The sequence below is a fragment of the Alteromonas sp. S167 genome (assembly GCF_036864375.1).
Lineage (GTDB): Bacteria > Pseudomonadota > Gammaproteobacteria > Enterobacterales > Alteromonadaceae > Alteromonas.
In genome coordinates this window covers 60,063-86,514 of sequence record NZ_JAZETR010000009.1, presented here as the reverse complement: position 1 = coordinate 86,514, position 26,452 = coordinate 60,063, and the positions used below count along the sequence as shown (strand labels likewise).

Annotated in this window: 24 protein-coding genes; 18 read left to right on the top strand and 6 right to left on the bottom strand. The window is 44.6% G+C overall.

The features are described 5' to 3' along the window. Position 1 precedes the first annotated feature (1 nt). The 3 genes from yghU to V7R35_RS14235 form a co-directional block, all read right to left on the bottom strand. Positions 2-856, bottom strand: coding sequence for a glutathione-dependent disulfide-bond oxidoreductase (yghU, locus tag V7R35_RS14245; RefSeq protein ID WP_334015572.1), 855 nt, complete (start codon positions 854-856; stop codon positions 2-4). 578 nt (positions 857-1,434) lie between these two features. Next, positions 1,435-3,126, bottom strand: coding sequence for an NAD-dependent malic enzyme (locus V7R35_RS14240; protein ID WP_334015571.1), 1,692 nt, complete (start codon positions 3,124-3,126; stop codon positions 1,435-1,437). A gap of 79 nt (positions 3,127-3,205) precedes the next feature. Beyond that, positions 3,206-5,860, bottom strand: coding sequence for a penicillin-binding protein 1A (locus V7R35_RS14235; RefSeq protein WP_334015569.1), 2,655 nt, complete (start codon positions 5,858-5,860; stop codon positions 3,206-3,208). Positions 5,861-5,996: 136 nt separating this feature from the next. Here V7R35_RS14235 and pilM point away from each other — a divergent pair, with 136 nt between their 5' ends. The 10 genes from pilM to mobA all read left to right on the top strand — a co-directional run bounded on the left by pilM (position 5,997) and on the right by mobA (position 15,720). Beyond that, positions 5,997-7,064 (top strand): type IV pilus assembly protein PilM, encoded by a 1,068-nt coding sequence (pilM, locus tag V7R35_RS14230; RefSeq protein ID WP_334015568.1) that lies wholly within the window; start codon positions 5,997-5,999, stop codon positions 7,062-7,064. Continuing rightward, a complete protein-coding gene (locus V7R35_RS14225; RefSeq protein WP_334015566.1) occupies positions 7,052-7,630 on the top strand; it encodes a PilN domain-containing protein in 579 nt (192 codons plus the stop codon). The genes pilM and V7R35_RS14225 overlap by 13 nt, the downstream gene beginning before the upstream one ends. Before the next feature lie 3 nt (positions 7,631-7,633). Next, the gene (locus V7R35_RS14220; protein WP_334015565.1) at positions 7,634-8,245 is read left to right on the top strand and encodes a type 4a pilus biogenesis protein PilO; all 612 of its coding nucleotides are present in this window, start codon (positions 7,634-7,636) and stop codon (positions 8,243-8,245) included. After that, entirely contained in the window at positions 8,245-8,769 is a 525-nt protein-coding gene (locus V7R35_RS14215) for a pilus assembly protein PilP (protein WP_438823483.1), read from the top strand. Before V7R35_RS14220 ends, V7R35_RS14215 begins: the two co-directional genes overlap by 1 nt. Before the next feature lie 2 nt (positions 8,770-8,771). Next, complete coding sequence (locus V7R35_RS14210) at positions 8,772-10,544, top strand: type IV pilus secretin PilQ (RefSeq protein WP_334015564.1); 1,773 nt, start codon at positions 8,772-8,774, stop codon at positions 10,542-10,544. A 275-nt stretch (positions 10,545-10,819) separates the two neighbouring features. Further along, the gene (gene aroK, locus V7R35_RS14205) at positions 10,820-11,335 is read left to right on the top strand and encodes a shikimate kinase AroK (RefSeq protein ID WP_334015563.1); all 516 of its coding nucleotides are present in this window, start codon (positions 10,820-10,822) and stop codon (positions 11,333-11,335) included. A 33-nt stretch (positions 11,336-11,368) separates the two neighbouring features. Beyond that, positions 11,369-12,436 carry a 3-dehydroquinate synthase gene (aroB, locus tag V7R35_RS14200; RefSeq protein ID WP_334015561.1) on the top strand — a complete coding sequence of 356 codons (1,068 nt, stop codon included), beginning with the start codon at positions 11,369-11,371 and terminating at the stop codon, positions 12,434-12,436. A 117-nt stretch (positions 12,437-12,553) separates the two neighbouring features. Next, positions 12,554-14,005 carry an SPOR domain-containing protein gene (locus tag V7R35_RS14195; RefSeq protein ID WP_334015560.1) on the top strand — a complete coding sequence of 484 codons (1,452 nt, stop codon included), beginning with the start codon at positions 12,554-12,556 and terminating at the stop codon, positions 14,003-14,005. A 222-nt stretch (positions 14,006-14,227) separates the two neighbouring features. After that, positions 14,228-15,133, top strand: coding sequence for a Dam family site-specific DNA-(adenine-N6)-methyltransferase (locus V7R35_RS14190; protein ID WP_334015559.1), 906 nt, complete (start codon positions 14,228-14,230; stop codon positions 15,131-15,133). A gap of 50 nt (positions 15,134-15,183) precedes the next feature. After that, positions 15,184-15,720, top strand: coding sequence for a molybdenum cofactor guanylyltransferase (gene mobA, locus V7R35_RS14185; RefSeq protein WP_334015558.1), 537 nt, complete (start codon positions 15,184-15,186; stop codon positions 15,718-15,720). Between the two features lie 68 nt (positions 15,721-15,788). On the opposite strand, the gene V7R35_RS14180 is transcribed toward mobA, so the two are convergent. The 3 genes from V7R35_RS14180 to V7R35_RS14170 form a co-directional block, all read right to left on the bottom strand. After that, on the bottom strand, positions 15,789-15,986 hold the full coding sequence (locus V7R35_RS14180) for a DUF2970 domain-containing protein (RefSeq protein ID WP_334015557.1): 198 nt from the start codon (positions 15,984-15,986) through the stop codon (positions 15,789-15,791). Positions 15,987-15,994: 8 nt separating this feature from the next. Beyond that, complete coding sequence (locus tag V7R35_RS14175; RefSeq protein ID WP_334015556.1) at positions 15,995-16,303, bottom strand: hypothetical protein; 309 nt, start codon at positions 16,301-16,303, stop codon at positions 15,995-15,997. Between the two features lie 184 nt (positions 16,304-16,487). Further along, a complete protein-coding gene (locus V7R35_RS14170; protein ID WP_334015555.1) occupies positions 16,488-17,210 on the bottom strand; it encodes a TorF family putative porin in 723 nt (240 codons plus the stop codon). Positions 17,211-17,617: 407 nt separating this feature from the next. Here V7R35_RS14170 and rpe point away from each other — a divergent pair, with 407 nt between their 5' ends. From rpe to V7R35_RS14130, 8 genes are all read left to right on the top strand, one after another. Then, positions 17,618-18,295 (top strand): ribulose-phosphate 3-epimerase, encoded by a 678-nt coding sequence (rpe, locus tag V7R35_RS14165; RefSeq protein ID WP_334015554.1) that lies wholly within the window; start codon positions 17,618-17,620, stop codon positions 18,293-18,295. A 30-nt stretch (positions 18,296-18,325) separates the two neighbouring features. Then, the gene (gene trpS, locus V7R35_RS14160; protein WP_334015553.1) at positions 18,326-19,333 is read left to right on the top strand and encodes a tryptophan--tRNA ligase; all 1,008 of its coding nucleotides are present in this window, start codon (positions 18,326-18,328) and stop codon (positions 19,331-19,333) included. Between the two features lie 98 nt (positions 19,334-19,431). Further along, positions 19,432-20,031, top strand: coding sequence for an anthranilate synthase component II (locus V7R35_RS14155; RefSeq protein ID WP_334015552.1), 600 nt, complete (start codon positions 19,432-19,434; stop codon positions 20,029-20,031). Positions 20,032-20,210: 179 nt separating this feature from the next. Beyond that, on the top strand, positions 20,211-21,377 hold the full coding sequence (locus V7R35_RS14150; RefSeq protein ID WP_334015550.1) for an HDOD domain-containing protein: 1,167 nt from the start codon (positions 20,211-20,213) through the stop codon (positions 21,375-21,377). 393 nt (positions 21,378-21,770) lie between these two features. Beyond that, positions 21,771-22,979 carry an aspartate aminotransferase family protein gene (locus V7R35_RS14145; protein WP_334015681.1) on the top strand — a complete coding sequence of 403 codons (1,209 nt, stop codon included), beginning with the start codon at positions 21,771-21,773 and terminating at the stop codon, positions 22,977-22,979. A gap of 20 nt (positions 22,980-22,999) precedes the next feature. Further along, positions 23,000-24,037 (top strand): arginine N-succinyltransferase, encoded by a 1,038-nt coding sequence (gene astA / locus V7R35_RS14140; RefSeq protein ID WP_334015549.1) that lies wholly within the window; start codon positions 23,000-23,002, stop codon positions 24,035-24,037. 15 nt (positions 24,038-24,052) lie between these two features. Then, positions 24,053-25,522 carry a succinylglutamate-semialdehyde dehydrogenase gene (astD, locus tag V7R35_RS14135; protein WP_334015548.1) on the top strand — a complete coding sequence of 490 codons (1,470 nt, stop codon included), beginning with the start codon at positions 24,053-24,055 and terminating at the stop codon, positions 25,520-25,522. A gap of 105 nt (positions 25,523-25,627) precedes the next feature. After that, entirely contained in the window at positions 25,628-26,434 is an 807-nt protein-coding gene (locus tag V7R35_RS14130; protein WP_334015546.1) for a DUF1338 domain-containing protein, read from the top strand. The last annotated feature ends 18 nt before the right edge of the window (positions 26,435-26,452 follow it).

The window sequence follows — 26,452 nt, the reverse complement described above, 5'->3', positions numbered from 1 at the left end:
TTTAACCTTTAAGCGCATCATCAATATCTTTTGCACTGTGACGGTTAGGTACTTGTCCATCGTCGCCCCACGTACGATTTACTATGCGGCCTCTTTGTACAGCGTTACGCTGTTCAATTTGTTTCGCCCAGCGGCTTAAATTTGTGTATTCATGCACCTGCAAAAACGTTTTGGCGTCGTACAAATTACCTAGCACTAAATTACCGTACCAAGGCCAAATTGCCATATCTGCAATACTGTATTCATCACCCGCCATGTAAGTATGCTTTGCCAAGTGCTTATCTAAAACATCAAGCTGGCGCTTTGATTCCATCGCAAAACGGTTGATAGGATACTCCATTGGATAGGGTGCGTAGCTGTAGAAGTGGCCGAAACCACCACCCAAGAAAGGCGCTGATCCCATTTGCCAAAACAGCCAGTTAAAACACGCCACTTTTGACTGAGGATCTTTTGGAATGAACATATCGAACTTTTCAGCAAGGTAGACCAAGATTGAGCCAGATTCGAAAAGCTTGGTTTCTGGGGTTGTGGTGGTATCTACCAAAGCGGGTATTTTGCTATTGGGGTTAACGTCAACAAAGCCTGACGAAAACTGGTCACCTTCGCCTATATTAACAAGCCACGCATCGTACTCTGCTTGACTAATACCTGCTGCCAACAACTCTTCCAGCATAATAGTCACTTTTTGCCCATTCGGTGTTGCCAGTGAGTACAACTGCAGTGGATGCTTTCCAACGCTACGCGCTTTTTCGTGGGTAGCGCCTGAAACCGGACGATTAATGCTCGCCCACTTATTCCCATCGCCCTCGGGCTGAGTCCAAATTTCTGGCGGTGTATAGCTATCTGTTGATGACATTGCTTTTCCTTAAAATCGCTACTGGTTTAAAAATCATTTTCGTTAATACAGTGTAGTACTGAGTATTTTTTATGCTTGGCGAGTGGGTTCACGGTTTTTTCGACACAAGAACCTTCATTACACGCCTTAGTAAATACATGGCTAAAGCATCTACATGGATATATTGAACAGATTTAAAAGGGTTTGCGTTCACTACCTTCGACTAACGGTAGCTGATGTGAGGTCACCAACATAAAAAAGCCGAGCTTAATAAAGCCCGGCCTATGAATAAAAGGCGAGCAGTCCTTTGCCCGCAAACTGGTGCTATTCGAAAGTAAAAGCAGTGCTTTAAGCAGCTGCTACATTTACGCCAATAGGTTTGTAGCCATTACTATTACAATGTCTGTGCCAACATATAAAAACACTTAAAATCAATGGGATAAAAAGATCTACGAAAGAAAAACAAAGACACGGATAAGAATATGTTGCACATGTGCAACACATTTTTACGTATTGATAGAAAGCGTAAAACACAGCGTGTTTTTTTGGCAGGCACAAAAAAAGCAGGCCATGCCTGCTTTTTAAGAAGAAATGAATTATTAAATACTTACACGCTTGTAAGGACGGTATTCTGCTTTCCAGAAATTACGCTGAATGCTGGCGCGAAGTGCATCGTCAGACATTTCTAAAGCCAGCCCCTGTTCCATCGCGACCTTCCCAACTTCGAAGGCAATTTCACGGCTTATTTCAGCAATAGCCGCTAGTGGTGGAAGCAAAGAACCAATTCCAGTGTTCACAAGTGGCGACGCAGCCGCCAATGCATTACTTGCAGCCATTAGCATTTCGTCACTAATTAGCTTTGCTTTTGACGCTACAACACCTAGTCCAATACCAGGGAAGATGTACGAGTTGTTACACTGCGCAATAGGATACACCTTTCCGTTGTATTCTACCGGTTTGAACGGGCTACCCGTTGCAATAATAACTTCCCCATCGGTCCATTCGATAACCTGCTCTGGTCGCGCCTCAACTTGGCGAGATGGGTTACTTAGTGGGAAGATGATTGGCAATTCACAGTTTTGCTTCATTGCACGTATAACCTGCTCTGTGAACAAACCAGGCTGCCCAGAAACACCAATAAGCACATCAGGCTTTGCACAGTGCATTACATCAAGTAATGACGCGTAATCGCCACTGAACGTCCACTCGCTAAGATCATCACGTTTTTGTTGCAGTTTCTGCTGGAAGTCACGAAGCCCTTCCATACCTTCAGTGACAAGTCCATAGCGGTCTATCATGAATACTTGCTTGCGAGCTTGCTCGTCGCTTATACCTTCAAACACCATTTGTTGGATAAGCATTTCGGCAATACCACAGCCCGCAGAACCTGCGCCCACAAACACCACTTTCATGTCGCTAAGCTTTTGTTGCTTAGTTCTACATGCAGCTAAAATTGTACCTAACGTAACGGCTGCAGTACCTTGAATATCGTCATTAAAGCAGCACACATCGTTACGATAACGATTTAATAGCGGCATAGCGTTTGGCTGAGCAAAATCTTCAAATTGAATCATCACTTCCGGCCAGCGTCGCTTAACCGCTTTAATAAACATATCAACGAATTCGTCGTATTCTTCCTGACCAATTCGAGGGTGACGAGCGCCCATATACATAGGGTCGTTCAACAATTTTTCGTTGTTAGTGCCCACATCAAGCATAACTGGCAATGTGTATGCTGGGCTAATACCGCCACACGCGGTGTACAGCGAAAGTTTACCAATAGGAATACCCATACCGCCGATACCCTGGTCGCCAAGACCAAGAATGCGCTCACCGTCGGTAACAACAATCACTTTTACTTTGCGTTTAGTCGCGTTGCGAATGATGTCATCAAGCTGGTGACGCTCTTCATAAGACACAAACAAACCACGAGAGCTACGATAGATATCTGAGAATTGTTCACATGCATCGCCAACCGTAGGTGTGTAGATGATAGGCATCATCTCATCAATATGCTTTTGAATAAGGCGATAGAAAAGCGTTTCGTTGTTGTCCTGAATTGCACGCAAGTAAATGTGTTTGTTCAGCGCCTCATCGAAGCTGCTGTACTGCATGTAGGCGCGTTCTACTTGTTCTTCAATGGTTTCAAAACGCGGTGGTACTAACCCCGTTAAGTTAAACGCAGCGCGCTCTCTAGCAGTAAATGCACTGCCTTTATTCAGTAGGGGAGTTTCCAGCAATGAAGGGCCGGCGTGAGGAATATAAAGATATTGCTGTGAATCGTCTGACATTAGTTTTCCGATAATAGGTTCAGGCAAATTGTTCGTCATGACCAAAAGCGGCACACGCTGTGGTGTGCCATTGTTGTTTTTAGAATATTTCTTCCGGCTCTGGCGTAGTCTCTTCATCCTGTTCGGCAGGATCAACCACTTCGTCATCTCTAACATACGTGGTTGGCTCGGTGCCTTGCAGGAAGTATTCGAATAGTGTCGTATGGTCTGTACGTTTGGTCAACTTCCCACTGGTACGATCAATGCGAACACGCATAATACCCTCGGGCACAGGCATGGGCGAATGTGGCTTGTCTTCTAAGGCTTCTTGCATAAAACGAATCCATGCAGGCCCTGCGGCTTTCGCACCATCTTCGGTACCGATAAGAGCGTTTCCTATCCAATTAAACTTCTCTGGGTTTTTATTTATCAGGTTCTGATTGCGTGTAGCGCGGCCAAGTTGCCTGCTCATATTGTCAAAGCCCACCCATGCTGTCGCCACTATGTCTTTATGGAAACCGCTAAACCACGTATCTCGGGAGTCGTTCGTTGTACCTGTTTTTCCAGCAATGTCGGTGCGCCCTAAAATATTACGAGCGCGCCAGCCAGTGCCTAGCCAGTATGTTTTCTTATTCCAGCTACCGTTTGCTCTTACCGCAGTACGCATCATTTCACCAACCAAAAAGGCGGTTTGCGATGAAATAACTTGTGGTGCAATAACTTTCTCTTCTTCACTTTCTTCGTCAAAGCCTAACAACACATCGTTGTTAAGTTCAGCGGCAAGCAGCGCTTCAATGTCTTGTTCATCATTTTCAGGTGAAATATCAGCTTCACTTGCTTCTTCACATCGGTTGCACGCCCACACGGGGTTTGCACGCCATAGCTCGTTGCCGTTTTCATCTAACACTTTATTTATAAAGTGCGGATTCACTAAATACCCGCCGTTGGCGATAGTCGACATACCGCGTACTAATTCTAGTGGCGTATGTGAGCTTGAACCCAGTGAAACAGTTTCATCTAGCGGGATATCGTCCGGGTCAAAACCGAAGCGTGTTAAATACTGCGCAGTTTCACGCAATCCAACACCGCGCAGCAATCGTACGGAAACAACGTTCTTTGATTTACCCAGCGCTTTTCGCATGCGAATAGGGCCATCGTACTCTGCCGGCGAGTTTTGTGGGCGCCATGCAACACCCGTCGCCGCATTCCACTGGTTTATGGGGGCATCATTAATAATTGACGCCAGCGTATAACCACTGTCAATTGCTGCTGCGTAAACGAAGGGTTTTATGTTTGAGCCAACTTGTCGTTTTGCTTGTGTGGCACGGTTGAACTGGCTTTGATAGAAGCTGTAACCACCAACAACTGCTTCTACCGCGCCGTTATTAGGATTAAGCGCAACAAAAGCGCCGCTTACTTCTGGTAATTGAGAAATGCGCCACTGACCTTCCTGCTCACGAATGTAAATAACCGCACCTGCTTGTGTAACATCTGCCGCGGTTGTAGGGTCGCTACCCTGCCTGAAATCAGTAATATAAGGGCGCGCCCAGTCAAGGCCATCCCATGTAATCTCACGTTTTTGCCCGTCAACGCCTAATACTTCAATTGACTGCTCGTTAACGGTTAATACCACGGCAGGCATTAACGGCTTGATATGTGGTATTTCAGCAAGCGCCATCAGCATTGACGTCTCGTCCCACGTGCCGCGTGTAGTGCGTGCACTAATATCAAAACTCAGTGTTAACTCAGGAACCGCTGAATCTTGAGCTTTAGGCTTGTCCCATAAATAACCTAATGGCCCTTTATAACCATGTCGTTCATCATAATCATGAAGGTTGCGTATCACTGCGTTTTGCGCAGCAATTTGAAGTTCAGAAGTTGCTGTGGCGTAAACCTGATAGCCACCGGTTTCAGCTTCTTCTTTACCGTAAATCTCAACCATTTCGTTATAGATGGTGTCGGCGAGATAAGGCGCATCGACTTCTATTTCCGCACCATGCTTACGCGCTGTAACAGGCGCACTTGCCGCTTCATCGAACTGCGCCTTAGTAATATATTGTTCATCTAGCATCCGCAGTAGTACCACGCGGCGGCGCTCTACAGAACGGTCTGGACGACTTATTGGGTTTAGCACTGATGGCGCTTTTGGCAACCCAGCAATTGTAGCCAGTTGCGCAAGTGTAAGCTCATCTAGCGGCTTACCATAATAAACCTGTGCGGCCGCCCCAAAACCGAAAGCACGGTGTCCTAGCTCAATTTTATTTAGGTATAGTTCAAGAATTTCTTGCTTGGTTAGCTCTTGCTCCATATGAAGCGCAATAAAGATTTCTTTCACTTTTCGTATGTAGGTTTTTTCTCTAGTCAGAAAGAAACCTCTTGCTAACTGCATAGTTAGCGTACTTGCGCCCTGTCGTTTTTCGCCAGTTAGCACTAAACTTACTGCAGCACGCACTATACCGATGGGGTCTATGCCGTGGTGTTCATAAAAACGACTGTCTTCTGTGGCCAAAATAGCGTCGATCAATTCTTGAGGTACATCCTCAAGTTTTACTGGGATCCGCCGTTTAACTCCATATTGTGAAATAAGTTTTCCATCTTTAGTGTATATCTGCATGGGAGTTTGCAGGCGAACATCCTTAAGTACAGTAACACTTGGTAGGTCTGGTTTGATATAAAAGTAGATACCTACCAGCGCAGCAACACCTAAAACGCCGGATAGAAAACTAAATAAAATAAGTGGTTTGATGTACTTCACTGTAACGGATACCAAGATATTCTGTTGAAATGACGTATTTTTTATACGTATGTGTTATCTGTAGAACCATACGTTTAAAATAAATAGCGTAGTATTGTACTTTAGAGCAACTACCTTTGAAACTGGACACGTTTAAATGAAATCGCTGTTTAACAAAAAGCTGCCACCCATTGTGGGCTTAGATATAGGCACGCGTCAAATAAAAGCGGTGTGGCTAGAACAATCGAAAGATGGATTCGTACTCCAGGGGTACGCTTGCGAGCCGATCACAAAAATTGCATTCTCTGAGCGAGAAATAAAAGATTACGAGTCTGTGAGTATTGCGCTAAAGAAAATTCGCAAAGTGCTAAAAACAAAATTAAAACAAGCAAACGTTGCTGTAGCAGGTACGTCGGTAATTAGCAAAATAGTGTACATGGACCCAGACCAAAGTGACTATGAGCTTGAGAACCAAATTGAAATTGAAGCTGACAGCCTAATCCCCTACCCGTTAGACGAAGTGTATTTAGACTTTGAAGAAATGGGGCCTAGCGCTACGCACACAGGCAAAGTAAATGTATTACTTACGGCAGCGCACAAAGACTTAGTAGATAGCCGCCTGTTACTTGCACGTGAAGCTAACTTCGAACCCAAAATTGTAGATATGGAAAACTATGCAATAGGCAATGCATTAGATTTCTTCTACCCCAATGAAGACCCTGAAAAAGCGGTATGCTGCGTAAACATTGGCGCATCGCTTTTACAAATATGCGTGGTGAAAAACGGCGACGTTATTTACACCAAAGAGCATGCGTTTGGGTTAAATAACCTGATTGACGATATTAGCGCTATTCATATGGTTGAACGCGAAACCGCAGAACGTCAGCTGCTTGATGGCACGCTTACGAGCAACTGGATAGAAGATACATTGCCCATTTTCGCGGCCAACTTACAACAAAACATCAATCGTGCACTGCAAATGTATATGAGTACTCTACATGCAGAAAGGCCGAACAGCATTCTATTAAGCGGTGGTGCCGCAACCATTGCACCACTGGTTGATATTCTTAATCAAGATTTAGGGCTAGAAGTAAGCTGCTTCAACCCATTCAGCAAAATGACCATTAACCCAAAACTAGACGCTGCACGTTTGGAAAAAATCGCACCACAGTTAGCGATTGCTGCAGGCCTAGCAAGCAGGAGCTTTACACCATGGCACATGTAAACCTGCTTCCGTGGCGTGAGAAGCAGCGCCAACATCAAAAGCAACAATATCTTGCTGCACTTTTGGCCGTTGCCGCTATTGTTGGACTGCTATTTTGGTTCATTGGTCAAGCTATCGACCAGCAAATCAGTAATCAAAATTCACGTAATCAGTATTTGGAAAAAGAAATTGCAATACTGGATGCGCAGATAGCTGAAATTAAGAAAGTAAAAGACAGTAAGAATGCCATAGAACAGCGCATGGCACTTATTGAGCAACTTCAAGTAAGCCGAAATGTAGCCCCTATTGTTTTTGACGAACTGGCTAAACTTGTACCGGCCGGCGTTGCCTTTGAGTCCATGCGCCGCACCGACAATAGAATTGAAATAGAAGGGATCAGCGATTCGAATAATCGTCTGTCCGATTTCATGCGTGCGTTAGATAATTCAAAAGTATTTGTTGCAGCCGAACTTTCAACCATCAAATCTGATAGCGACGCCGCGCGTGCTATCAGTAATTTCACGTTAACGTTTTCAATTAGCCCGAACGTTGCCCCATTAGAACTAGAACAAGATGGAGCGCAATAGTTTATGAAGTTTGATGTATCAAAACTAAAAGAACTTAACGAGCTCGACTTTGAGCAAATTGCGATTTGGCCCAATGAAATTCGCATCGTCGTTGCTGCGTTTGTCGCTATTGTTGTGGGCGCGATTAGCTATTACATGATTGTTAGTCCGAAGCTTCCAATTAAAGATGCCGCTGAGCTTAAAGAGCAAGAGCTAAAACTGCAGTTTGAAGCGAAATATCGCATTGCTGTTAACTTAGAGGCTTATCAGGAGCAGCTAGCCAAAATTAAAGAAGACTTCTCATCTATGTTGAAAAGCCTTCCTACCAGCAATGAAACGCCAGGATTGCTAGACGACATTACCTATGTGGGCACCTCTTCTGGCCTTACTTTTGAATTGCTTAATTGGCAGCGAGAAGTGCCAAAAGAATTTTACACCGAGCTCCCCATTGAAATGGAAGTGAGCGGTGGTTATCACAATTTCGGTGAGTTTGTGTCTAAAGTCGCTGATCTGCCGCGCATTGTAACGCTGCACGACTTCGATATAAAACGTGAAGAAAATGGCTTGTCGTTAAAACTTCAAGCGAAGACCTATCGCTCTGAAAATTCGGCAGATTTAGAAGAGGAGCAACAATAATGCGCCATATTGTTACGCTTTTCATTCTGCTATTTATTAGTGGCTGCGCACCCAAATTAGACGACTTGTACACGTATACCGCTGAAGTTAAAGCGCGTGCGAAGCCAAAAATAGAACCTTACCCAGAATTTAAAACGCACCCGCCTTTTACTTATACGGCAAGTGTATTGAGAAGTCCGTTTGAACAACCTAAGCGCGATACCGCGCCTGTGAGCCGCCCGCGGGTAGAGAATTGCTTACAGCCAAACTTTCAACGCCCAAAAGAAGCGCTTGAAGCTTATGGCATTGACGGATTAGCGTTAAGTGGAAATTTCTCTGCTCAAGGAACGAAGTGGGCATTATTGCGAAGCAACGATGGCGTATTGCATAAAGCAAAGGTTGGAAGCCGTATTGGCTTGTTTTATGGGAAAATTACGCAAATTGGCAACGATTCAATTAGTATAGAACAATTAATACCGGATGGTGCCGGCTGCTGGCAAAGGAAAACAACAACAATGACTACAGCATCTAAGGCAGGAGAGTAGAAATGGCCGAGCGATACATATTCAATAAATCTCTTAACCGCAGAGCGCCACGATGGTACTGGCTCGCCTTTGCGATTGCTGCTTTATTCTCGTTAACGTTACTTGTTGCACCAGTAAAAGCACAAGAGCCAATCTTAGTAGACCCACAGGCAAGCGCCAACAAAGCAAAGATAACTACCACGGTAACCAATGTTGACTTTACACGAGGTGCCAATAACGCTGCCGTTACTTTGGTCACATTTAAAGGCACTACACCAAAACTGCAGCTTATCGAGTCGCAAGGGAAAGTGTCGGTAACGCTATCTGCGACAGCATTAGGCGACGATCAGCTTATAGAACTTAATGTCAGTGAATTTGGCACAGTAGTATCTACTGTTGAAACTTTTGAAGAAGACAACAGCGCGCGTATTGAAGTGAATTACAGCGGCAATGTTGTTGTTCAAAACAGCGTTAATGACGGTGTTTTACGCATTGAAGTGTCACCAATGGACGAAGATCAAGAAGAGGCACTAGCGTCTGAAAGCAAATATACTGGCGACCCTATCTCACTTGACTTTCAAGATGTTCCAGTGCGACAGGTTCTACAAATTATTGCGCAAGTTAATGGTTTTAATCTGGTGACCACTGACACTGTGTCGGGCAACGTTACTATTAGCTTGTCAGGTGTGCCGTGGGATCAAGCGCTAGATATGATTTTACGCGTTAAAGGTTTAGATAAACGTTTGGAAGGCAACATCCTCCTAATCGCACCAGCAGAAGAGCTTTCTTCAAGAGAAACACAGGCCCTGCAGTCTAAAAAACAAGTGTCTGACTTAGCGCCACTTCACACGGTTAACATTCCAGTAAATTATGCAAAAGCAGCTGCGTTAGCATTAATTTTAAAGTCGTCTGAAGGCGGTATTCTTTCAGAGCGTGGCGGCGTAACTGTTGACGAGCGAACCAATACACTTCTCATTCGCGATACACTTGCCTCTATTGATGAAGCAAGAAAAACCATTGATGCCCTGGATATTCCGGTTAAACAGGTACTTATTGAAAGCCGTATGGTGACGGTGTTAGACAACGTAGATGAACAGCTTGGTGTACGCTGGGGCTTCAGCGATAGACAGGGCGATGACGGTGTATCGGGCTCGATAGAGGGGGCAGACACAATTGCAGGCGGTGTTGTCCCATCAATTAACGACAGACTCAACGTTAATCTACCGGTGACTACAGCAGCAGGCAGCATTGGTTTCCAAATTGCTAGTTTGGTAGATGGCACCATTTTAGATCTAGAATTATCAGCCCTTGAGTCTGAAAACAAAGGGGAAATTATTGCCAGCCCGCGTATTACGGTTGCCAATCAGCACGAAGCGTATATTGAACAAGGTACAGAGATTCCTTATGTCGAGGCAACATCGAGTGGTGCAACGTCGGTGGAATTTAAAAAAGCCGTGCTGTCTTTGAAAGTAACGCCTCATATCACGCCAGACAATCGCATTATTCTTGACCTCGTTGTAACTCAAGACACGCGAGGCGAAACGGTATCTACGTCTACCGGCGACGCAATTGCCATTGATACGCAAGAAATCAAAACACAAGTGTTGGTTGAAAACGGTGAAACTATTGTACTTGGCGGCATCTTTCAACAAACCAGTCAAGATGGTGTAACGAAAGTACCACTGTTTGGCGACCTTCCTTTGGTGGGCGCATTATTTAGAAATACCTCTCAGTTACAACAAAAACGTGAGCTGCTTATCTTTGTAACGCCAAAGATTGTTACAGAGCGACCGTAACGATGTGAACTCAAAGTTTTGTTGAAAGCGCGCTTTTTCAGGCGCGCTTTTTTGTTTTGACCACTTTTTTGGCAGTTTATTTACAAGTTCCTGCTATTTGTTGGTAACAAAACTTGCATCGTATAACCCGAAGCTGAGATAATCGCGCTCTCGAAATTTAAGCGAGGTTAAAGGAGTAGTGCTTATTGGACACTAAATAGGCACGAGTCAATGGGTAGGCTGGTAAGGCAACAGTGCGCTGCCCCTAACATGATTAAGTTGTGATATAAGCAAATATGGCTGAAAAACGTAATATCTTTTTAGTTGGCCCAATGGGTGCTGGCAAAAGTACAATCGGTAGACATCTAGCAGACGAACTTCACCTTGAATTTTTTGATTCTGACCAAGAAATTGAACGCCGTACCGGTGCAGACATCGCTTGGATCTTCGATCTAGAGGGCGAAGACGGCTTCCGCAAACGCGAAGAGAACGTCATTAACGACTTGACCGATAAGCAAGGTATTGTACTTGCCACTGGCGGTGGTTCTATTGTAACTAAAGCTGTGCGCAATCGTTTATCTGCCCGCGGTATTGTTGTTTACTTACAAACAACTATCGATAAGCAAGTTGCTCGTACACAACGCGATAAACGTCGTCCTTTACTTCAAAATGAAGATCCTGAGAAGGTACTTCGCGAGTTAGCTGAAATGCGTAACCCACTTTACGAAGAAGTGGCCGATTACATCGTTGACACAGACGACCAGTCAGCGCGCGCTGTAGCTAACCAAATTATCAGCAAAATTGGTCTATAAAAAATTAACATGTAATTAGGAGGTACTACGCCAATGTCAACCTTAACTGTGGAACTTGGAGAACGTAGTTACCCCATACATATAGAGGCTGGGTTGCTATCGCAACCCGGCCTTTTTAGTGCCTTTATAAAAGGCCCGTTAGCCGTAATTGTAACCAACGAAACTGTTGCGCCACTTTACTTAGAAAAAGTCATTGCTGCATGTGGCGATGTGAACGTTGAGACCATTGTGCTGCCTGATGGCGAGCAGCATAAAAACCTTGCGCAGTTTGAAGTGGTAATGACACGGCTGCTGGAACTTAATGCTGCACGAGACACCACACTCATTGCCCTTGGCGGCGGCGTTATTGGCGATTTAACCGGTTTTGTTGCCGCAACCTATCAACGCGGCGTACCATTCATTCAAGTACCCACCACACTTCTATCGCAAGTAGACTCTTCGGTAGGCGGTAAAACAGCGGTAAACCACCCGCTTGGCAAAAATATGATTGGCGCGTTTTATCAGCCTGTATTGGTTGCTATCGATACTGACTCACTTTCAACGCTTCCACCGAGAGAATTCGCTGCGGGTATGGCCGAAGTCATTAAATACGGCATTATTTACGATGCGCCGTTTTTTACGTGGTTGGAGCAACATGTTGAACAACTAGTTGCACTAGATACGGACACACTAAGCCAAGCCATATTTCGCTGCTGCGAAATAAAAGCCGATGTAGTTGCACAGGACGAGCGAGAAGGCGGATTGCGCGCCATACTTAACTTAGGCCATACTTTTGGTCATGCCATAGAAGCGGAACAAGGCTATGGTAACTGGCTGCATGGCGAAGCAGTAGCGGCTGGTACTGTTATTGCTTGTAAAGCAGCTGAGGCCTTATCTTGGTTCGACGCGTCACAAACCCGTCGCGTGGTTTCACTTTTTGAAGCGTTCTCGTTGCCTGTTGAAGGACCATCAACGATGGATAAAGCAGACTACGTGAAACACATGAAGCGAGATAAAAAAGTTGAGGCAGGCAGTATTCGGTTTGTACTACCGCAAGGTATCGGCAAAGCTGTAGTGACAAAAGACGTTACTGACGATATTTTATCAAGCCTACTTAACTAACTGCCTTTGATCATACGCGTATTGGTCATATCACTATACGGTTTTATGAGGCGCAAAGCGGCGTAAAACGGTACGATACGCGTATATGTGAGCAAATAAAAACAGAGGCAAACCCACGTGCACAGCGAACTGCATGAACGTTTGGAATACTTAGTAAATTACTCATCACAGCTAATTTTTGTTAGCGGTGAGTCTATTGCTGAGCAACAAAAAACGTTGGAAGCCTTTGTGTTTCAGCAGCACGACGACACCGAAATTGCGTACCTAACAGCGCAAGATAATATGGATATTTCAGACTATCGTCGTCAGCTGTGTCGTCAACTATTAGGTCAGTTAGTGGGCAGTTTCGTTCGCCCTCTTAACGAACTATTGTCTGACTTAAACGGCCATAACGGCCCTATTCTTATTGCCATTACCCAGGCACAGCACCTGCCAGACAAACTGCTTCAAGAGCTGTGGGACTTGGTACTACAAAGCCGATTTGCAGGCAACAAACAACACCTTAATGTTTTACTTTTTGCCAACAGTGCTTGGGCTGAAAAGGCCAAGCAATGGCTACCTGCTAAAAATACCGAAACGCCACTTATCATTAGCAGTCAGTCAGTAATGAGTGAACAGCCGCGCTTTGAATCAGATTTAGATAAAATGATTGCGTCTCGTCGTGAGGCATTTCAAGCGCACTTGGATAATAGGCAGCAAGAAAACGCCATTACCTTTTCAAATCCACTAAAATCAAAGTGGCTCTATATCAGTATTCTAGCGGTGTTTTTGGTAACGTTTTCGGGGTTAGTCTACTGGCAGTACGGCGATAAACTAGCCTCACTGTTCACGCCGATTAATAGCGACGCAGACATCGCAGATACTCCACAGGCAGTGCCTGGTTCAGCGTATAAAAACCTGCTTGATGAAGCAGATGCATCGCAGCCTGCTGATACCGATGAACGTGCTGTAGCGGAGCCACTGACAACAGACGCCACGGGCAACGAAAGAGCACCCGAAAACACAAAAGAAAACATACAAGAGTTTGGTGACATTGTTGCGCAAGGTCCCAGCGATACTGTAACCAGCAACCCTAGAGATGATTCAGCTACGCTTGTTACAGATTGGAAGGATGCTATTTCGAATTTAGAGAATAGCGCGACTAGCATACCTTCAGGGCAGGCTGCTTCAAATACAGGAGCCGATACTACCAATGCGCCTAATGATGAAATCGGCAGTCAGCCAGATACAACAATAGCCACTAGCGCCGCACAAACCGCTGAAGAAACAAGACAACAGGTGGAAGGTGCCTGGATTAGCGCAAACGAGTTCGCTATTCAAATGTTAGCAATGAAAGATGTGGCGGTACTCAACGATTTCCTTGAAGAAAATGGTTTAAACGCAGTATCGAGAACGTACAAAACACAGCGATATGGTGGAGATTGGTACGTTGTAGTAGCGAATCAAACCTACCCTACTTTGGACGCGGCGCGTACCGCCCAAGCAAGCCTCCCTAGTTACCCGGGTAAAAACAATGCGTTTGTAAAAAGCGGTTCGCAAATACTCTCTGAAATAGCACTTTCCCAATAACTACTTTCTATAGCTCCGCTCAAGGAATGCTCGCAAGATGGGCAATCGTCTTACCGATTTAGTATTACTACGCACTTGCTGGTTGTCGCTGTTAACGATGAAAGTTACAATCACTGTTTAGTGTGGTGATGTCACAATGACAACCCTTCCCCAGCAATGCCTAGAATGGCGACGTTAGGAATAACCACCGTCTTCATTCCGTTTAGGTAGTAACGTTTTAGCATGATGCAGAAGAAAAACCGGGCTTTTTTAAAATGGGCCGGTGGCAAATACAGCTTAGTAGAGCATATTCAGGCCAGATTACCGCAAGCTAACAAACTTATTGAACCGTTTGTTGGTGCCGGCTCTGTGTTTTTGAATACGCAGTACAAACGTTACCTACTTAACGATATCAACCCAGATTTAATTAATCTTTATAACTTTCTGAAAGCTCAGCCAGACGCAATTATTAACGATGCACGAGAATTCTTTAGTGGCAGTCGTAATAATGAAAATACTTATTATGCGTTGCGTGAAGAGTTTAACGCCACTGAAGATGAGTACTATCGGGCTATTCTGTTTTTGTATTTAAATAGGCATGGCTACAACGGTTTATGCCGTTATAGTCTTCAAGGCCGCTTTAACGTACCTTTTGGTCGATACAAGAAACCGTATTTCCCGGAAGAAGAAATGTTCTTTTTTTCGGAAAAATCACAAAAAGCGACGTTTACCTGCCTGCCTTTTGAAAAGGTATTTACCCGCGCACGCAAAGGGAACGTTATATATTGCGATCCGCCTTATGCGCCAATTAGTAAAACCGCAGCCTTTACCAGCTATGCTGCGCGAAGCTTTGGACAAGATTCTCAAGAGAAGTTAGCCGAGTTAGCCACAAGAGCCTCTAAGAAGCGCGGTATTCCAGTGCTTATTTCTAATCATGATTTACCGTTTACTCGCGCGCTATATCAAGGTGCAGACTTTAGTATGTTGTCTGTGAAACGCTCGATAAGTCAAAACGGCGCAAAGCGACAGCCGGCTGACGAAATATTAGCGTATTTTCCACCCGCAAAAGTGCCTTTGAAAAAGAAACGGAAACGCAGCGCGCCAAACAATACGCTAGGTCATGTACCGCTAATAAAGGTAGCAAACTAGCACTACAACAATAATTCACGCGCAAAAGCAGCAGCGATGGAGAGTGCAACTTGAACACATTTACTGGTGTAATTTTAGCTGGCGGTAAGTCCAGCAGAATGGGGCAAGACAAGTCAGCACTTTTGTTCAAAGGAAACTCATTCTTGAACCACTGCAAACGCCTACTTATTGAAACAGGGGCAAGTGACATTATTGTATCGGCTAATAATAAAGCGGGGGTTCCCGACATTTACCCTAACTGCGGCCCGTTATCTGGCATTCATGCCGCTTTACAACAAACAAGTCACAGCCTTCTTATTATGCCAGTAGATATGCCTTTGCTTACCTGTGAACAGCTAACACCATTGGTAACACATACCCAACGCACAACTGAGGCGTTGTATTATGAAAGCTTTCCCTTACCGCTTTTTCTCGCTAACACAGAAAAGGTAAGGCACATTCTTTCAAACATATTAGAGAAAAAAGACAATTTATCGATACGTTCACTTATAGCGCAGCTAGAGCACGAAAAATTGCCGGTTAACAACTCGCATTTATTCTCTAACGTAAATACCATGGATGACTACAAAAGCATTGTTGTTGATTAATACTAGAGTTGCATGACCTTTACGGTACGCTTTTGCACCATAGTTCAACACGCTCTAGATAATCACTGTCAACTCACGCCGACATACCATTTAACAAATGTGAAAAGCGCAAACACAAACAGTGCAACAAGGGCAACGCCGAACACTGCAAAGCTAATAAACGTGCCCTTAGTGAAATCTCGTTGATAGTTTTTGTGACTTTGCACACCAAAAAAGCTAGCAAGTACGCTGCCAAGAACCGACCAAAAACCGGTGCCCGATTGCATAGTCGTTTTTATCTTTCGTTTGGCGAGGCAGAGAAATCTAGACCACTGTCGTCGTTATGCAAGAGTTCTAGTAAATCTAAGAAGTGGAATTGGAAAGATGACGACTTTCCCGCTATCCATGAAAGCCAGCTTACTTCCTCAACGCCGTCTAGATGGCGCGCACACTGATTTTGCACGTGGCTTGCGGGTAGTTTGGGGTTAAATTCTGTTACAGGCTGATATTCGCATACAGACGAGCGCGTTTCCGGCGTAAATGTCGCCGCAATACTCAATAGCGCTACCGCACCGCTTACTGCGAAAAAAGGTAGAATCTTCATCCTGAATACTCCTTCCTGTGTTTAAAATTTAGTCTCATTATAATCAAATCAACTTGGCGAACAAGACAAATATTTCGAAAAACCTATTTTGTTTATTATTTTTCAAAATAGAAAAGCCCAATGATTTACATTGGGCTTTAAATTCAGACAATTAGGTTTGAACTGCTGTATATCAGCCGCGCTGTTATAGAGCGAAATCCATTGAATAACCAACAGTGAATTTCACTGCATCGTTATCGAACGCATCGTCATCGCCAGCATCGTCTAAGTCAGTACCTGTAATTGCGAAACTAAAACCGTCTTTTGCAATTGAAATACCATAATCTACATAACCTTCAACACCGTTGAACGCTTCTGCGAAATCACCTTGGTGATAGCCTACGTGAAAACCTAGCTCAGTACCGTTTAGTACTTCTGTAGTGTAATCAACAGAGGTATAAGTTGCTTTACCAAAACCAAAGTCTTGACCTAGGCCTTCGTCAGCTTCTGTGTGTGCTAGCACGTATAAAGACAAGCTAAAGCCGCCCATGCCAACAGTGCCGTAGATTTCAGCAAAGTCGAAGTTCGCTTCATCATCGTAGTTGTAATATAGATAACCTACATCGTAAGAAATATCGCCAGACTCAGCTGCGAAGCCGAAATACATGTCGTGCTCGTATGAGTAAACGTCACCTGCACCGTAGTTTACGTTCGATGCCCATGTACCTGCGTAGAAGCCGCCTTCGTGAGAATAGTCGATACCACCTTGTACAGCAGCTTCGTTTTCTGTTTGCGTAAGACCACGCCAAATATAGTTACTGCTTACACCAGCATTAGCTGTGAATTCAGCATAGCTTGGCATTGCAGTGAATAGACACGCTGAAGAAATAGCAGCGGCAAGTAGTGTTCTTTTTGTAGATGTTTTCATGTGTGTTCTCCAGTCAAAAATCAAACTTGTTGTAATTAGTTTTTCTGTCTGTCTTTTATTTTTGAACTGATTAACGCAAAGTTGGTGCCCATTTATGCCAACTGTAAAAATTGACAAAAGCTAGAGCTAAAACACTGTTATATATAGACTTTACAAACACTACCATCACGCCGCGAAAAATAGACATGCAATATGAGTGCATAAAAATGCACCAAGTTAACGCACCCTCCCCATAATTGGGCAATACATCAGAACGTTATAGTGAACATAAAGCGTCCAATCTGTCATGTGGTTAACACACGTTTACGTGGCATTGCATGGCATTGCAGAACGTATTTGGGTAAACTTTCCAATATTCAGAACGTAAGTGGTAATAACCCCGTCGTTTTTTACTTTAAGGAAGTGCCATGAAACCCTATTTAATCGCACCCTCTATACTTTCAGCCGACTTTGCAAGGCTGGGTGAGGACGTAGAAAAAGTACTGAATGCAGGTGCGGATGTGGTGCATTTCGACGTGATGGACAACCATTATGTGCCAAATTTAACATTTGGGCCGATGATCTGTGAGGCACTTCGCAAATACGGTATTACAGCACCTATCGATGTGCATTTAATGGTTAAACCCGTGGATGACATGATTGAGAAGTTCGCAAAGGCAGGGGCAAGCTACATTAGCTTTCACCCTGAAGCATCTGATCATATCGACCGCTCGCTTCAACTAATTATTGATGCTGGCTGTAAGCCAGGCTTGGTATTTAACCCTGCAACGCCACTTCATTATCTTGACCATGTTATGGATAAACTTCATCACATTTTGATTATGTCGGTAAACCCTGGCTTTGGTGGCCAGAAGTTCATACCAAGCACGCTAGACAAAGTGCGCGCGGTGAAGCAGCGTGTTCTTGAAAGTGGCTATGACATTAGAATAGAGATTGACGGCGGTGTTAAAGTAGATAACATTCGCGAAATAGCCGAGGCTGGTGCCGACATGTTCGTTGCAGGTTCAGCCATTTTCTCAAAAGACGATTATCGTAACGTTATTGATCAAATGCGTGACGAGCTATCTTCAATCTCTCAAGCTTAATTTAACTATTCGTATTACAGGTACAAACTAATGAGTAACAAACCCGTTGTATTAAGTGGCTGCCAACCTTCTGGTCAGCTAACCCTTGGCAATTATATGGGTGCCCTTAAACAATGGGTTGCCATGCAAGAAGACCACGACTGTCATTTTATGATTGTGGACTTGCACGCAATAACTGTACGTCAAGATCCTAAAGCGCTGGCTGAAGCGTGCCTTGACGGTCTTGCTCTTTACCTTGCCTGCGGCATAGACCCTCAAAAAAGCACACTGTTTATGCAGTCTCATGTACCTGAGCACGCTCAACTATCGTGGGTGCTTAACTGCTATGCGCAAATGGGCGAACTGAACCGCATGACACAGTTTAAAGACAAGTCGGCGAAAAACGAAAACAACATTAACGTAGGCCTTTATAGCTACCCTGTTTTGCAGGCCGCTGACATTTTGTTGTATCAAGCTGATAAGGTGCCAGTAGGTGAAGACCAAAAGCAGCACTTAGAACTTACCCGTGATATCGCTACTCGCGTTAACAATTTATACGGCGATGTTTTCCGTCTACCTGAGCCATATATCCCAGACTTTGGCGCACGCATTATGAGTCTGCAAGAGCCTGAAAAGAAAATGTCGAAGTCTGACACTAATCCAAATAACTTTATTGGTTTATTAGAAGAGCCTAAGAAGCTTACTAAAAAGATTAAACGCGCTGTGACTGATTCAGACGAGCAAGCCAATATCTATTACAACCCAGCAGAGAAACCAGGCGTTTCCAACCTGTTAACGCTTCTGTCGCTTTCAACTGGTAAGTCAGTTAAAGAGTTAGAGCCTGAGTACACTGATAAGATGTATGGCCACCTTAAAGGTGACGTTGCAGAAGCAGTGGTAGCATTGCTTGAACCAATTCAACAGCGTTACGCAGAAATTCGCGCCGACCGTAGCTATCTTGACGATGTTATGCGTCAAGGGGCAGAGAAAGCATCAGCACGCGCAGCACAAACACTGAAACGTGTCTATGACGCTGTAGGTTTTATTGCAAAGCCATAATCAAAAATGATTGCTGGGCACCTGTAGGTAGGAGCCCAGCAACCTTCAACTAGTTAGTCACTTCAAATGAAGAAAGCGTACCGAGGCAAAGTGTAAACGTGTTGCTGCTGATTGATAATTTCGATTCTTTTACTCATAACCTTGCACGGTATTTCACAGAGCTTGGTATTCATGTCGAAGTTGTGCGTAACAACGCAGTATCGCTAGACGACATAGCGCGCCTTGCGCCTTCTCATTTAGTCATATCGCCAGGCCCTTGCACGCCAAATGAAGCCGGCATTAGCTTAAAGGCTATTAAACATTTTGCCGGTATTATCCCTATTATGGGCGTATGTTTGGGACATCAAGCTATAGGGCAAGTATTCGGAGCTACCGTTGTAGGTGCGCAGGAAATAAAGCACGGTAAAGTGTCACCGCTTACACACAACAATACGGGCTTGTTTATCCATCTTCCAACAACGTTCAACGTTACTCGCTATCACTCTCTCGTACTGGAACCTCACTCAATGCCGCAATGTTTAAGCGTTGACGCTTGGTGTGAAACACAGGATGGCGAAAAAGAAATAATGGCTATTTCGCATAACGACTTTCCGATTTGGGGCGTTCAATATCACCCAGAGTCTTTGCTTACTGAACACGGACATGACGTTCTTAACGCTTTTTTACAAGCATCAAAGGCTACTGCACGCCTCAAGTAATCTACGCTTACGCCGATAACATATTCGCAATTCATCATGTTTTCGTTTACTTTTTAGAAGTAAAATGCGTAAAGCGTGCGGAAACATAGATGTTATCACCAGTTCATCGGGCTAGAGGCACCTCTATGTATGACAATATTACCGCTTATAAAAGAGTCATAAGCAGGAGCATTTTTACTATGCCAATTGGCGAATCAACACCGCCTACACTTGATGATAGATTTGAAAACCTACTTATCTCACCTGAACGTGTGATGCATATGCTTGGGCGTAAACGCGCAGGCGAGGTTACCTTTGATCAGTCAGAGCAAGGGGACGCAAGACGAAAACTACTCAACGTTGAGCGCATCGCCATTGAAAACAAACGGCTACAAGAAAAAACTGAAGCTTCTTATATTGAGATGGTTAACCACCAGCTGCATGAGTTACTGCTTGCAGAAATGACAGCATATTTAAGCCAAACCAACGACGTATACTCTCAGCTTCTTAATTTACCTGAAAACATGGGCGCGTTATTAGATGCACTTTCAGTGCGCGCTGCCTCAATTTCAAAACTAGAGCCTATTGCTGCTACTATGCCATGGCTTTATGACGAACTCATTGCACTAGTAAATACCCCACGCTTTAGAAGAAAAGATTCACGTGGACGCATTATCGTTGTTGAAACGCTTCGAACGGCATTAAGCTTTTTGGGCATAGAAAACCTTCGTTTAATCATTCCATGGGTGGTAATAAAACGTGCGATACCACAAATTACCGATCCATACCCATTGATTAAACAAAAGCTTATGCCCTATTCGATGGGCGTAGCACTTACCGCGAAGCACATTGGAGAATTAGCCGGGTTACATAAAAGTGAAGCCTATACACTCGGCATGCTGAGCAATTTGGGGCGCTGCGCTGTAACACGCCTTTACTTTAAGCTTTTTGATAAAGTGCAGCTGCAGCTATTACAAGAATGCCAGAAAGAGAAAGAGCAAAAACGGCATGAAGCACTGTTAAAGATAACACCGTCGGCAAACCACCTTATTGCTTTGCAGCAGGAATTTGCAGACAAAGTATCTGCTGATGTTATTGAACACATGCAGTTTACACGATTGCGCCTAAATGAACCTATACAAACATGCGCAATGAACGCGCCGGCAGCGCCTAACTCGTTAGGCAAAGTATTAAACCAAGCAAGAATTTACACGCAAATTCGTATGCTCCACCAGCTTAAGCTAGTAGAACTGCATGAAGTTAAGCCACTTATTGCTGAGCAGAAGTACCCAGCAGGTGCGCTCGAAAAACTGAAATCTATTGATATTTTTACGCTTCCTTTGACTAAACACGAGGAAAAACATTAAAAAAATATTGGATATTCATGCACTCATTATTCGTTTCGCTGTTACCTTTTTAGCCAAATTTGGCGCAGTACCGTGGCGTTCATTATGCGCCACATTCTGTCTTTACCCCCTTTCGCACCTACGTTTGCTCAATATTCCACAATGCTATAACCAATCAGTAAATAGTTATTCACTTTTACTGCAAATTAAGCCACAGTCCTTATAAATAAAGGGCTGTAGCCATTCACACTAAAGACAAATGTTAAAAAAAATGGCATACTATGCTCCAAATTAGATTAGTTTTTATGCGCCACAAACAGTTTCTGTTGTGTTTTGCGGTTGCTAAAAATGCAGCAAAATTCAGCAGGCTCTAGACACATAATGTGCATGGCGCCCAACGCAGAGGTAACAAAGATGAACGTAACTCGCGCTACATTTGATGATGTAATGGTTCCCAACTACAACCCGGCAGCGATGGTTCCTGTTCGCGGTGAAGGTTCACGCGTTTGGGATCAAGATGGTGCTGAGTACATCGACTTTGCAGGCGGTATTGCCGTAAACGTATTAGGTCATTGTCACCCTGAGCTAGTTAAGGCTCTAAACGAACAAGGCAGCAAGCTTTGGCACTTAAGTAACGTATTCACTAACGAGCCTGCGCTTCGCCTTGCGAAGAAGCTGACAGACGCTACATTTGCAGACCAAGTGTACTTTGCAAACTCAGGCGCAGAAGCTAACGAAGCGGCGCTTAAACTAGCGCGTCGTTTTGCTCTTGACCACTATGGCGAAGACAAAAACGAAATCATTGCTTTCAACAAAGGTTTCCACGGCCGTACATTCTTTACCGTAACAGTAGGTGGCCAGGCTGCATACTCTGACGGTTTCGGCCCTAAGCCAGGCGCTGTATCACACTGTGACTACAACGACCTTGCGGCATTTGAAGCGATGATTTCTGACAAGACCTGTGCGGTAATGATGGAGCCACTGCAAGGTGAAGGCGGTATCATTCCACCTGACGTTGATTTTGTAAAAGGCGTACGCGAGCTATGTGACAAGCACAATGCCGTACTTATTTTTGATGAAGTTCAATCTGGTGTAGGCCGTACTGGTCATCTTTATGCTTACATGGGTTTAGGCGTAACACCTGACATTCTAACCACAGCTAAATCGCTTGGCGGTGGCTTCCCAATTGGTGCAATGCTTACTACTGCGAAAATTGGTGCACACCTAAAAGCAGGTACTCACGGTAGTACTTACGGTGGTAACCCTCTAGCTTGTGCAGTGGCAGAAAAAGCGTTTGATATTGTAAACACACCAGAAGTAATGGAAGGTGTTCTTAAGAAAGAAGCGCTTTTCCGTGAATTACTTGGTGCTATTAACGACAAGTACAACGTATTTGAAGAAGTACGTGGTCAGGGCATGCTACTAGGTTGTGCGCTAAACGAAAAATACCAAGGTCGTGCGCGCGACTTCATGATGGCGGCAACTAAAGAGCACCTAATGTGTCTGGTAGCAGGTATGAACGTAATTCGTTTTGCTCCATCGTTGGTTATTCCTGACGAAGACATCAAAGAAGGTCTTGCACGTTTTGAACGCGCCGTAGCTGCCGTTGTAAACGCCGAATAAATACAACACGAGTAGCCTTCATGAATATCATTCGCCCTATCACAAAAGCCGATTACAATGCGCTAAAAGAGATAGCTGTCGAGTCGGGCATAGGCTTTACGTCTTTGCCCGTTAACGACGAGTTACTTCAGCGTAAAATTGATCGTGCCGAAACTGCGTTTAATAAACACAACGTAACCGAGCCTGGCGATGAGTCATACTTGTTCGTAATGGAAGATACCACCACGGGTCAAGTGGTGGGCACATCAGGCATTGAAGCTGCAGTTGGCATTGATGATGCGTTTTATCACTACCATTTAAGCAAGGTGGTTCACGCTTCACGCGAACTAAACATTCACAATACTGTTGATATCCTGACGTTTTGTAACGACTACACAGGTGTTACAGAAATTTGTACGCTGTTTTTACGCGAGCAAGCGCGTGGTGGTATTAACGGTCGCTTTTTATCAAAAGTACGTTTCTTGTTTATGATGGAGCACAGAGAGCGCTTCTCTGAAACGGTCATTGCCGAAATGCGCGGTGTGAGTGATGAAGAAGGTCGCTCGCCGTTTTGGGAATGGCTAGAAACGCACTTCTTCTCGCTAGACTTCCCTACTGCCGACTACCTCACCGGTATTGGCAATAAGGTGTTTATTGCTGAGCTAATGCCAAAGTATCCCATTTACGTAAATTTACTTAGCAAAGAAGCGCAAGATGTTATCGGCGAAGTTCATGAGAAAACCCGCCCAGCACTTCAACTTCTGGAAGAAGAAGGCTTTTCTTGTCGCGGCTACGTAGATATTTTCGATGCAGGCCCGACCGTTGAAGCCAACTTAAGCCACATTCGAACAGCGCAATCTAGCTTAAAATTGCCTGTAGTGATTGATGATAGCGCCGCTGCACAAGGTCAGACGCACTATATTATCAACACGTCGATATCAGATTTTCGCGCGGTTGCTACCGAAATAGCGGTAAGCGAAGAACAAAACGTTGTAGTTTTATCTCGCCAAGCAGCTGCCGCACTTAACGTTAAAGAAGGTGACGAAGTTCGCTTTGCACCCGTAACGTTCAGAGACTAATAAAGGACACCCACTATGCTACATACACATTTTATAAACGGTGAATGGGTTGCCGGACAAGGTCACGACCTGAAGTCGATTGACCCTGCAAAAAACGAAATTATTTGGGAAGGCAAATCAGCAACGCCAGCTCAAATTGACGATGCTATTAGCGCAGCCCGCCAAGCGTTGCCTGCATGGAGCATGAAAACCGTTGAAGAACGCCTAGACGTTATTAAAGTTTACGGTGCAAAGCTTGAAGAAGCGAAAGCGCACCTTGCTAAAGTAATGGCAAAAGAGACAGGCAAACCAGAATGGGAAACGGCTACGGAAGTAGGCGCCATGATGGGTAAAATCGGTATTTCTGAAAAAGCGTATTTTGAGCGTACCGGTAACGTTGAAAACCCAATGCCTGTAGGTAAAGCGTTCATTCGCCATAAGCCACATGGCGTAGTTGCGGTATTTGGTCCATACAACTTCCCCGGACACTTACCTAACGGCCATATAGTGCCTGCCCTTATTGCCGGCAATACGGTTGTGTTTAAACCTAGCGACCTAACGCCAATGGTTGCACAAGAAATGGTTAAACTGTGGGACGCTGCTGGCCTGCCTGCAGGTGTATTAAACCTAGTGCAAGGTGAAGTGGAAACAGGTAAAGCGCTTGCTTCTCATAATGACATAGACGGCCTGTTTTTCACGGGTAGTTCGCGCACGGGTAAGATACTTCACGAACAATTTGCTGGCCACCCTGGTAAGATTTTAGCGCTTGAGATGGGCGGTAATAACCCACTTATCGTAAAAGATGTAGCCGATGTAGATGCTGCGGTACACGACATCGTGCAATCAGCCTTCATTACATCAGGTCAGCGCTGTACATGTGCACGTCGCTTGTTCTTGCCTGCTGATGCCCAAGGCGACGCTATTCTTGCACGCCTTATTGAAGTCACTAAAAACATTAGCGTTGGCGACTACGACGCACAAGCGCAACCGTTTATGGGTGCGATGATTTCAAGTAATGCGGCTGCGCTAATGGTTAAAGCACAGCAAGAGCTTGAGAGCCTTGGCGGTAAAGTGTTAGTTCGACTTGAACAAAAAGACGAAAGCAAAGGTTTTGCAACACCTGGGATCATCGATGTAACAGAGATGCTTTCTTCACTGCCTGATGAAGAGCACTTTGGCCCGCTGTTAAAAGTGATTCGTTATACCGACTTCGACGCTGCAATCGCGGAAGCAAACAACACAAGCTTTGGCCTTTCAGCCGGCTTACTTGGTGATAACGAAGAAGACTACCGTTACTTCTTCGCGCGCATTCGTGCGGGTATTGTTAACTGGAACCGTCCTATTACTGGTGCGAGCAGTGCAGCACCATTTGGTGGCGTTGGTGACAGTGGTAACCACCGAGCAAGTGCTTTCTATGCTGCCGACTACTGTGCCTATCCGGTTGCGTCGGTTGAGCTAGACAAAGTTACCATGCCAGGCAAGCTAAGCCCTGGCTTAACAATGTAAAACAGCAGTGGCCAACAAGCCAAATGCTGTTGGCCATACCTCTACCCTACCCATAATTACCATTTACTCCATTAGAGAGTAGACGACAGAAAGGACCCTATCATTATGCATAGCAACATCGATACGTTGTTTAGCAACATGTGGGACGATTACGTGACTATTACTCCATCTGCGCACAAGATTCACGCGCTACTAGCTGGAGAAGAGAACACAGATGAAATCGTTAATGACCACGTTGCATTTAGAACTTTTGCTCTTGATAAAACGCGCTTAGACAAGCTTGCTGCTCATTTCCTTGCACTTGGTTATGAGGATAAAGGCGATTATGACTTTGAAGCGAAAAAGCTAACCGCTAAGCATTTCGAACACCCTGACGACACCAAGCCAAAAGTGTTTATTAGCGAATTGCGCGTGCATGAGCTGTCTGATGAAGCACAGCGCATTATCAAGAAATTGGTAGATCAGATGCCAGCGAGTGTTGTTGAAGCAGATAACTTCCTTTACTCGGGTAAGCATTGGGAAGTGACTAAAGCAGAGTACGATACATTACTAAATGAATCTGAATATGCTGCATGGATGGCTGCATGGGGCTTTCGCGCTAATCACTTTACAGTAAGCGTTAACCATTTAACGCGCACTACAGAACTTACCGACGTAAACCTTCTGTTGAAAGAAGCAGGGTTCGTACTGAATACTTCTGGCGGCGAAATTAAAGGCGGTCCAGACGTATTTCTTGCTCAATCTTCAACAATGGCAGACCGCGCAGATGTAGTATTCAGCGATGAAACCGTGTCTATCCCAAGCTGCTTTTATGAATTTGCACAGCGCTACGACATGCCAAATGGCGAGCGCTATCAAGGTTTTGTGGCAGCTTCAGCAGACAAAATCTTTGAGAGTACGAACGTAAAATAACGTTTATTACGAATAACA

Coding starts and splice junctions, on each gene's coding strand:
- yghU (WP_334015572.1), bottom strand. CDS start 856: ATGTCATCAACAGATAGCTATACACCGCCAGAAATTTGGACTCAGCCC.
- V7R35_RS14240 (WP_334015571.1), bottom strand. CDS start 3,126: ATGTCAGACGATTCACAGCAATATCTTTATATTCCTCACGCCGGCCCT.
- pilM (WP_334015568.1), top strand. CDS start 5,997: ATGAAATCGCTGTTTAACAAAAAGCTGCCACCCATTGTGGGCTTAGAT.
- V7R35_RS14225 (WP_334015566.1), top strand. CDS start 7,052: ATGGCACATGTAAACCTGCTTCCGTGGCGTGAGAAGCAGCGCCAACAT.
- V7R35_RS14220 (WP_334015565.1), top strand. CDS start 7,634: ATGAAGTTTGATGTATCAAAACTAAAAGAACTTAACGAGCTCGACTTT.
- V7R35_RS14215 (WP_438823483.1), top strand. CDS start 8,245: ATGCGCCATATTGTTACGCTTTTCATTCTGCTATTTATTAGTGGCTGC.
- V7R35_RS14210 (WP_334015564.1), top strand. CDS start 8,772: ATGGCCGAGCGATACATATTCAATAAATCTCTTAACCGCAGAGCGCCA.
- aroK (WP_334015563.1), top strand. CDS start 10,820: ATGGCTGAAAAACGTAATATCTTTTTAGTTGGCCCAATGGGTGCTGGC.
- aroB (WP_334015561.1), top strand. CDS start 11,369: ATGTCAACCTTAACTGTGGAACTTGGAGAACGTAGTTACCCCATACAT.
- V7R35_RS14190 (WP_334015559.1), top strand. CDS start 14,228: ATGATGCAGAAGAAAAACCGGGCTTTTTTAAAATGGGCCGGTGGCAAA.
- V7R35_RS14180 (WP_334015557.1), bottom strand. CDS start 15,986: ATGCAATCGGGCACCGGTTTTTGGTCGGTTCTTGGCAGCGTACTTGCT.
- V7R35_RS14175 (WP_334015556.1), bottom strand. CDS start 16,303: ATGAAGATTCTACCTTTTTTCGCAGTAAGCGGTGCGGTAGCGCTATTG.
- V7R35_RS14170 (WP_334015555.1), bottom strand. CDS start 17,210: ATGAAAACATCTACAAAAAGAACACTACTTGCCGCTGCTATTTCTTCA.
- rpe (WP_334015554.1), top strand. CDS start 17,618: ATGAAACCCTATTTAATCGCACCCTCTATACTTTCAGCCGACTTTGCA.
- trpS (WP_334015553.1), top strand. CDS start 18,326: ATGAGTAACAAACCCGTTGTATTAAGTGGCTGCCAACCTTCTGGTCAG.
- V7R35_RS14150 (WP_334015550.1), top strand. CDS start 20,211: ATGCCAATTGGCGAATCAACACCGCCTACACTTGATGATAGATTTGAA.
- V7R35_RS14145 (WP_334015681.1), top strand. CDS start 21,771: ATGAACGTAACTCGCGCTACATTTGATGATGTAATGGTTCCCAACTAC.
- astA (WP_334015549.1), top strand. CDS start 23,000: ATGAATATCATTCGCCCTATCACAAAAGCCGATTACAATGCGCTAAAA.
- astD (WP_334015548.1), top strand. CDS start 24,053: ATGCTACATACACATTTTATAAACGGTGAATGGGTTGCCGGACAAGGT.
- V7R35_RS14130 (WP_334015546.1), top strand. CDS start 25,628: ATGCATAGCAACATCGATACGTTGTTTAGCAACATGTGGGACGATTAC.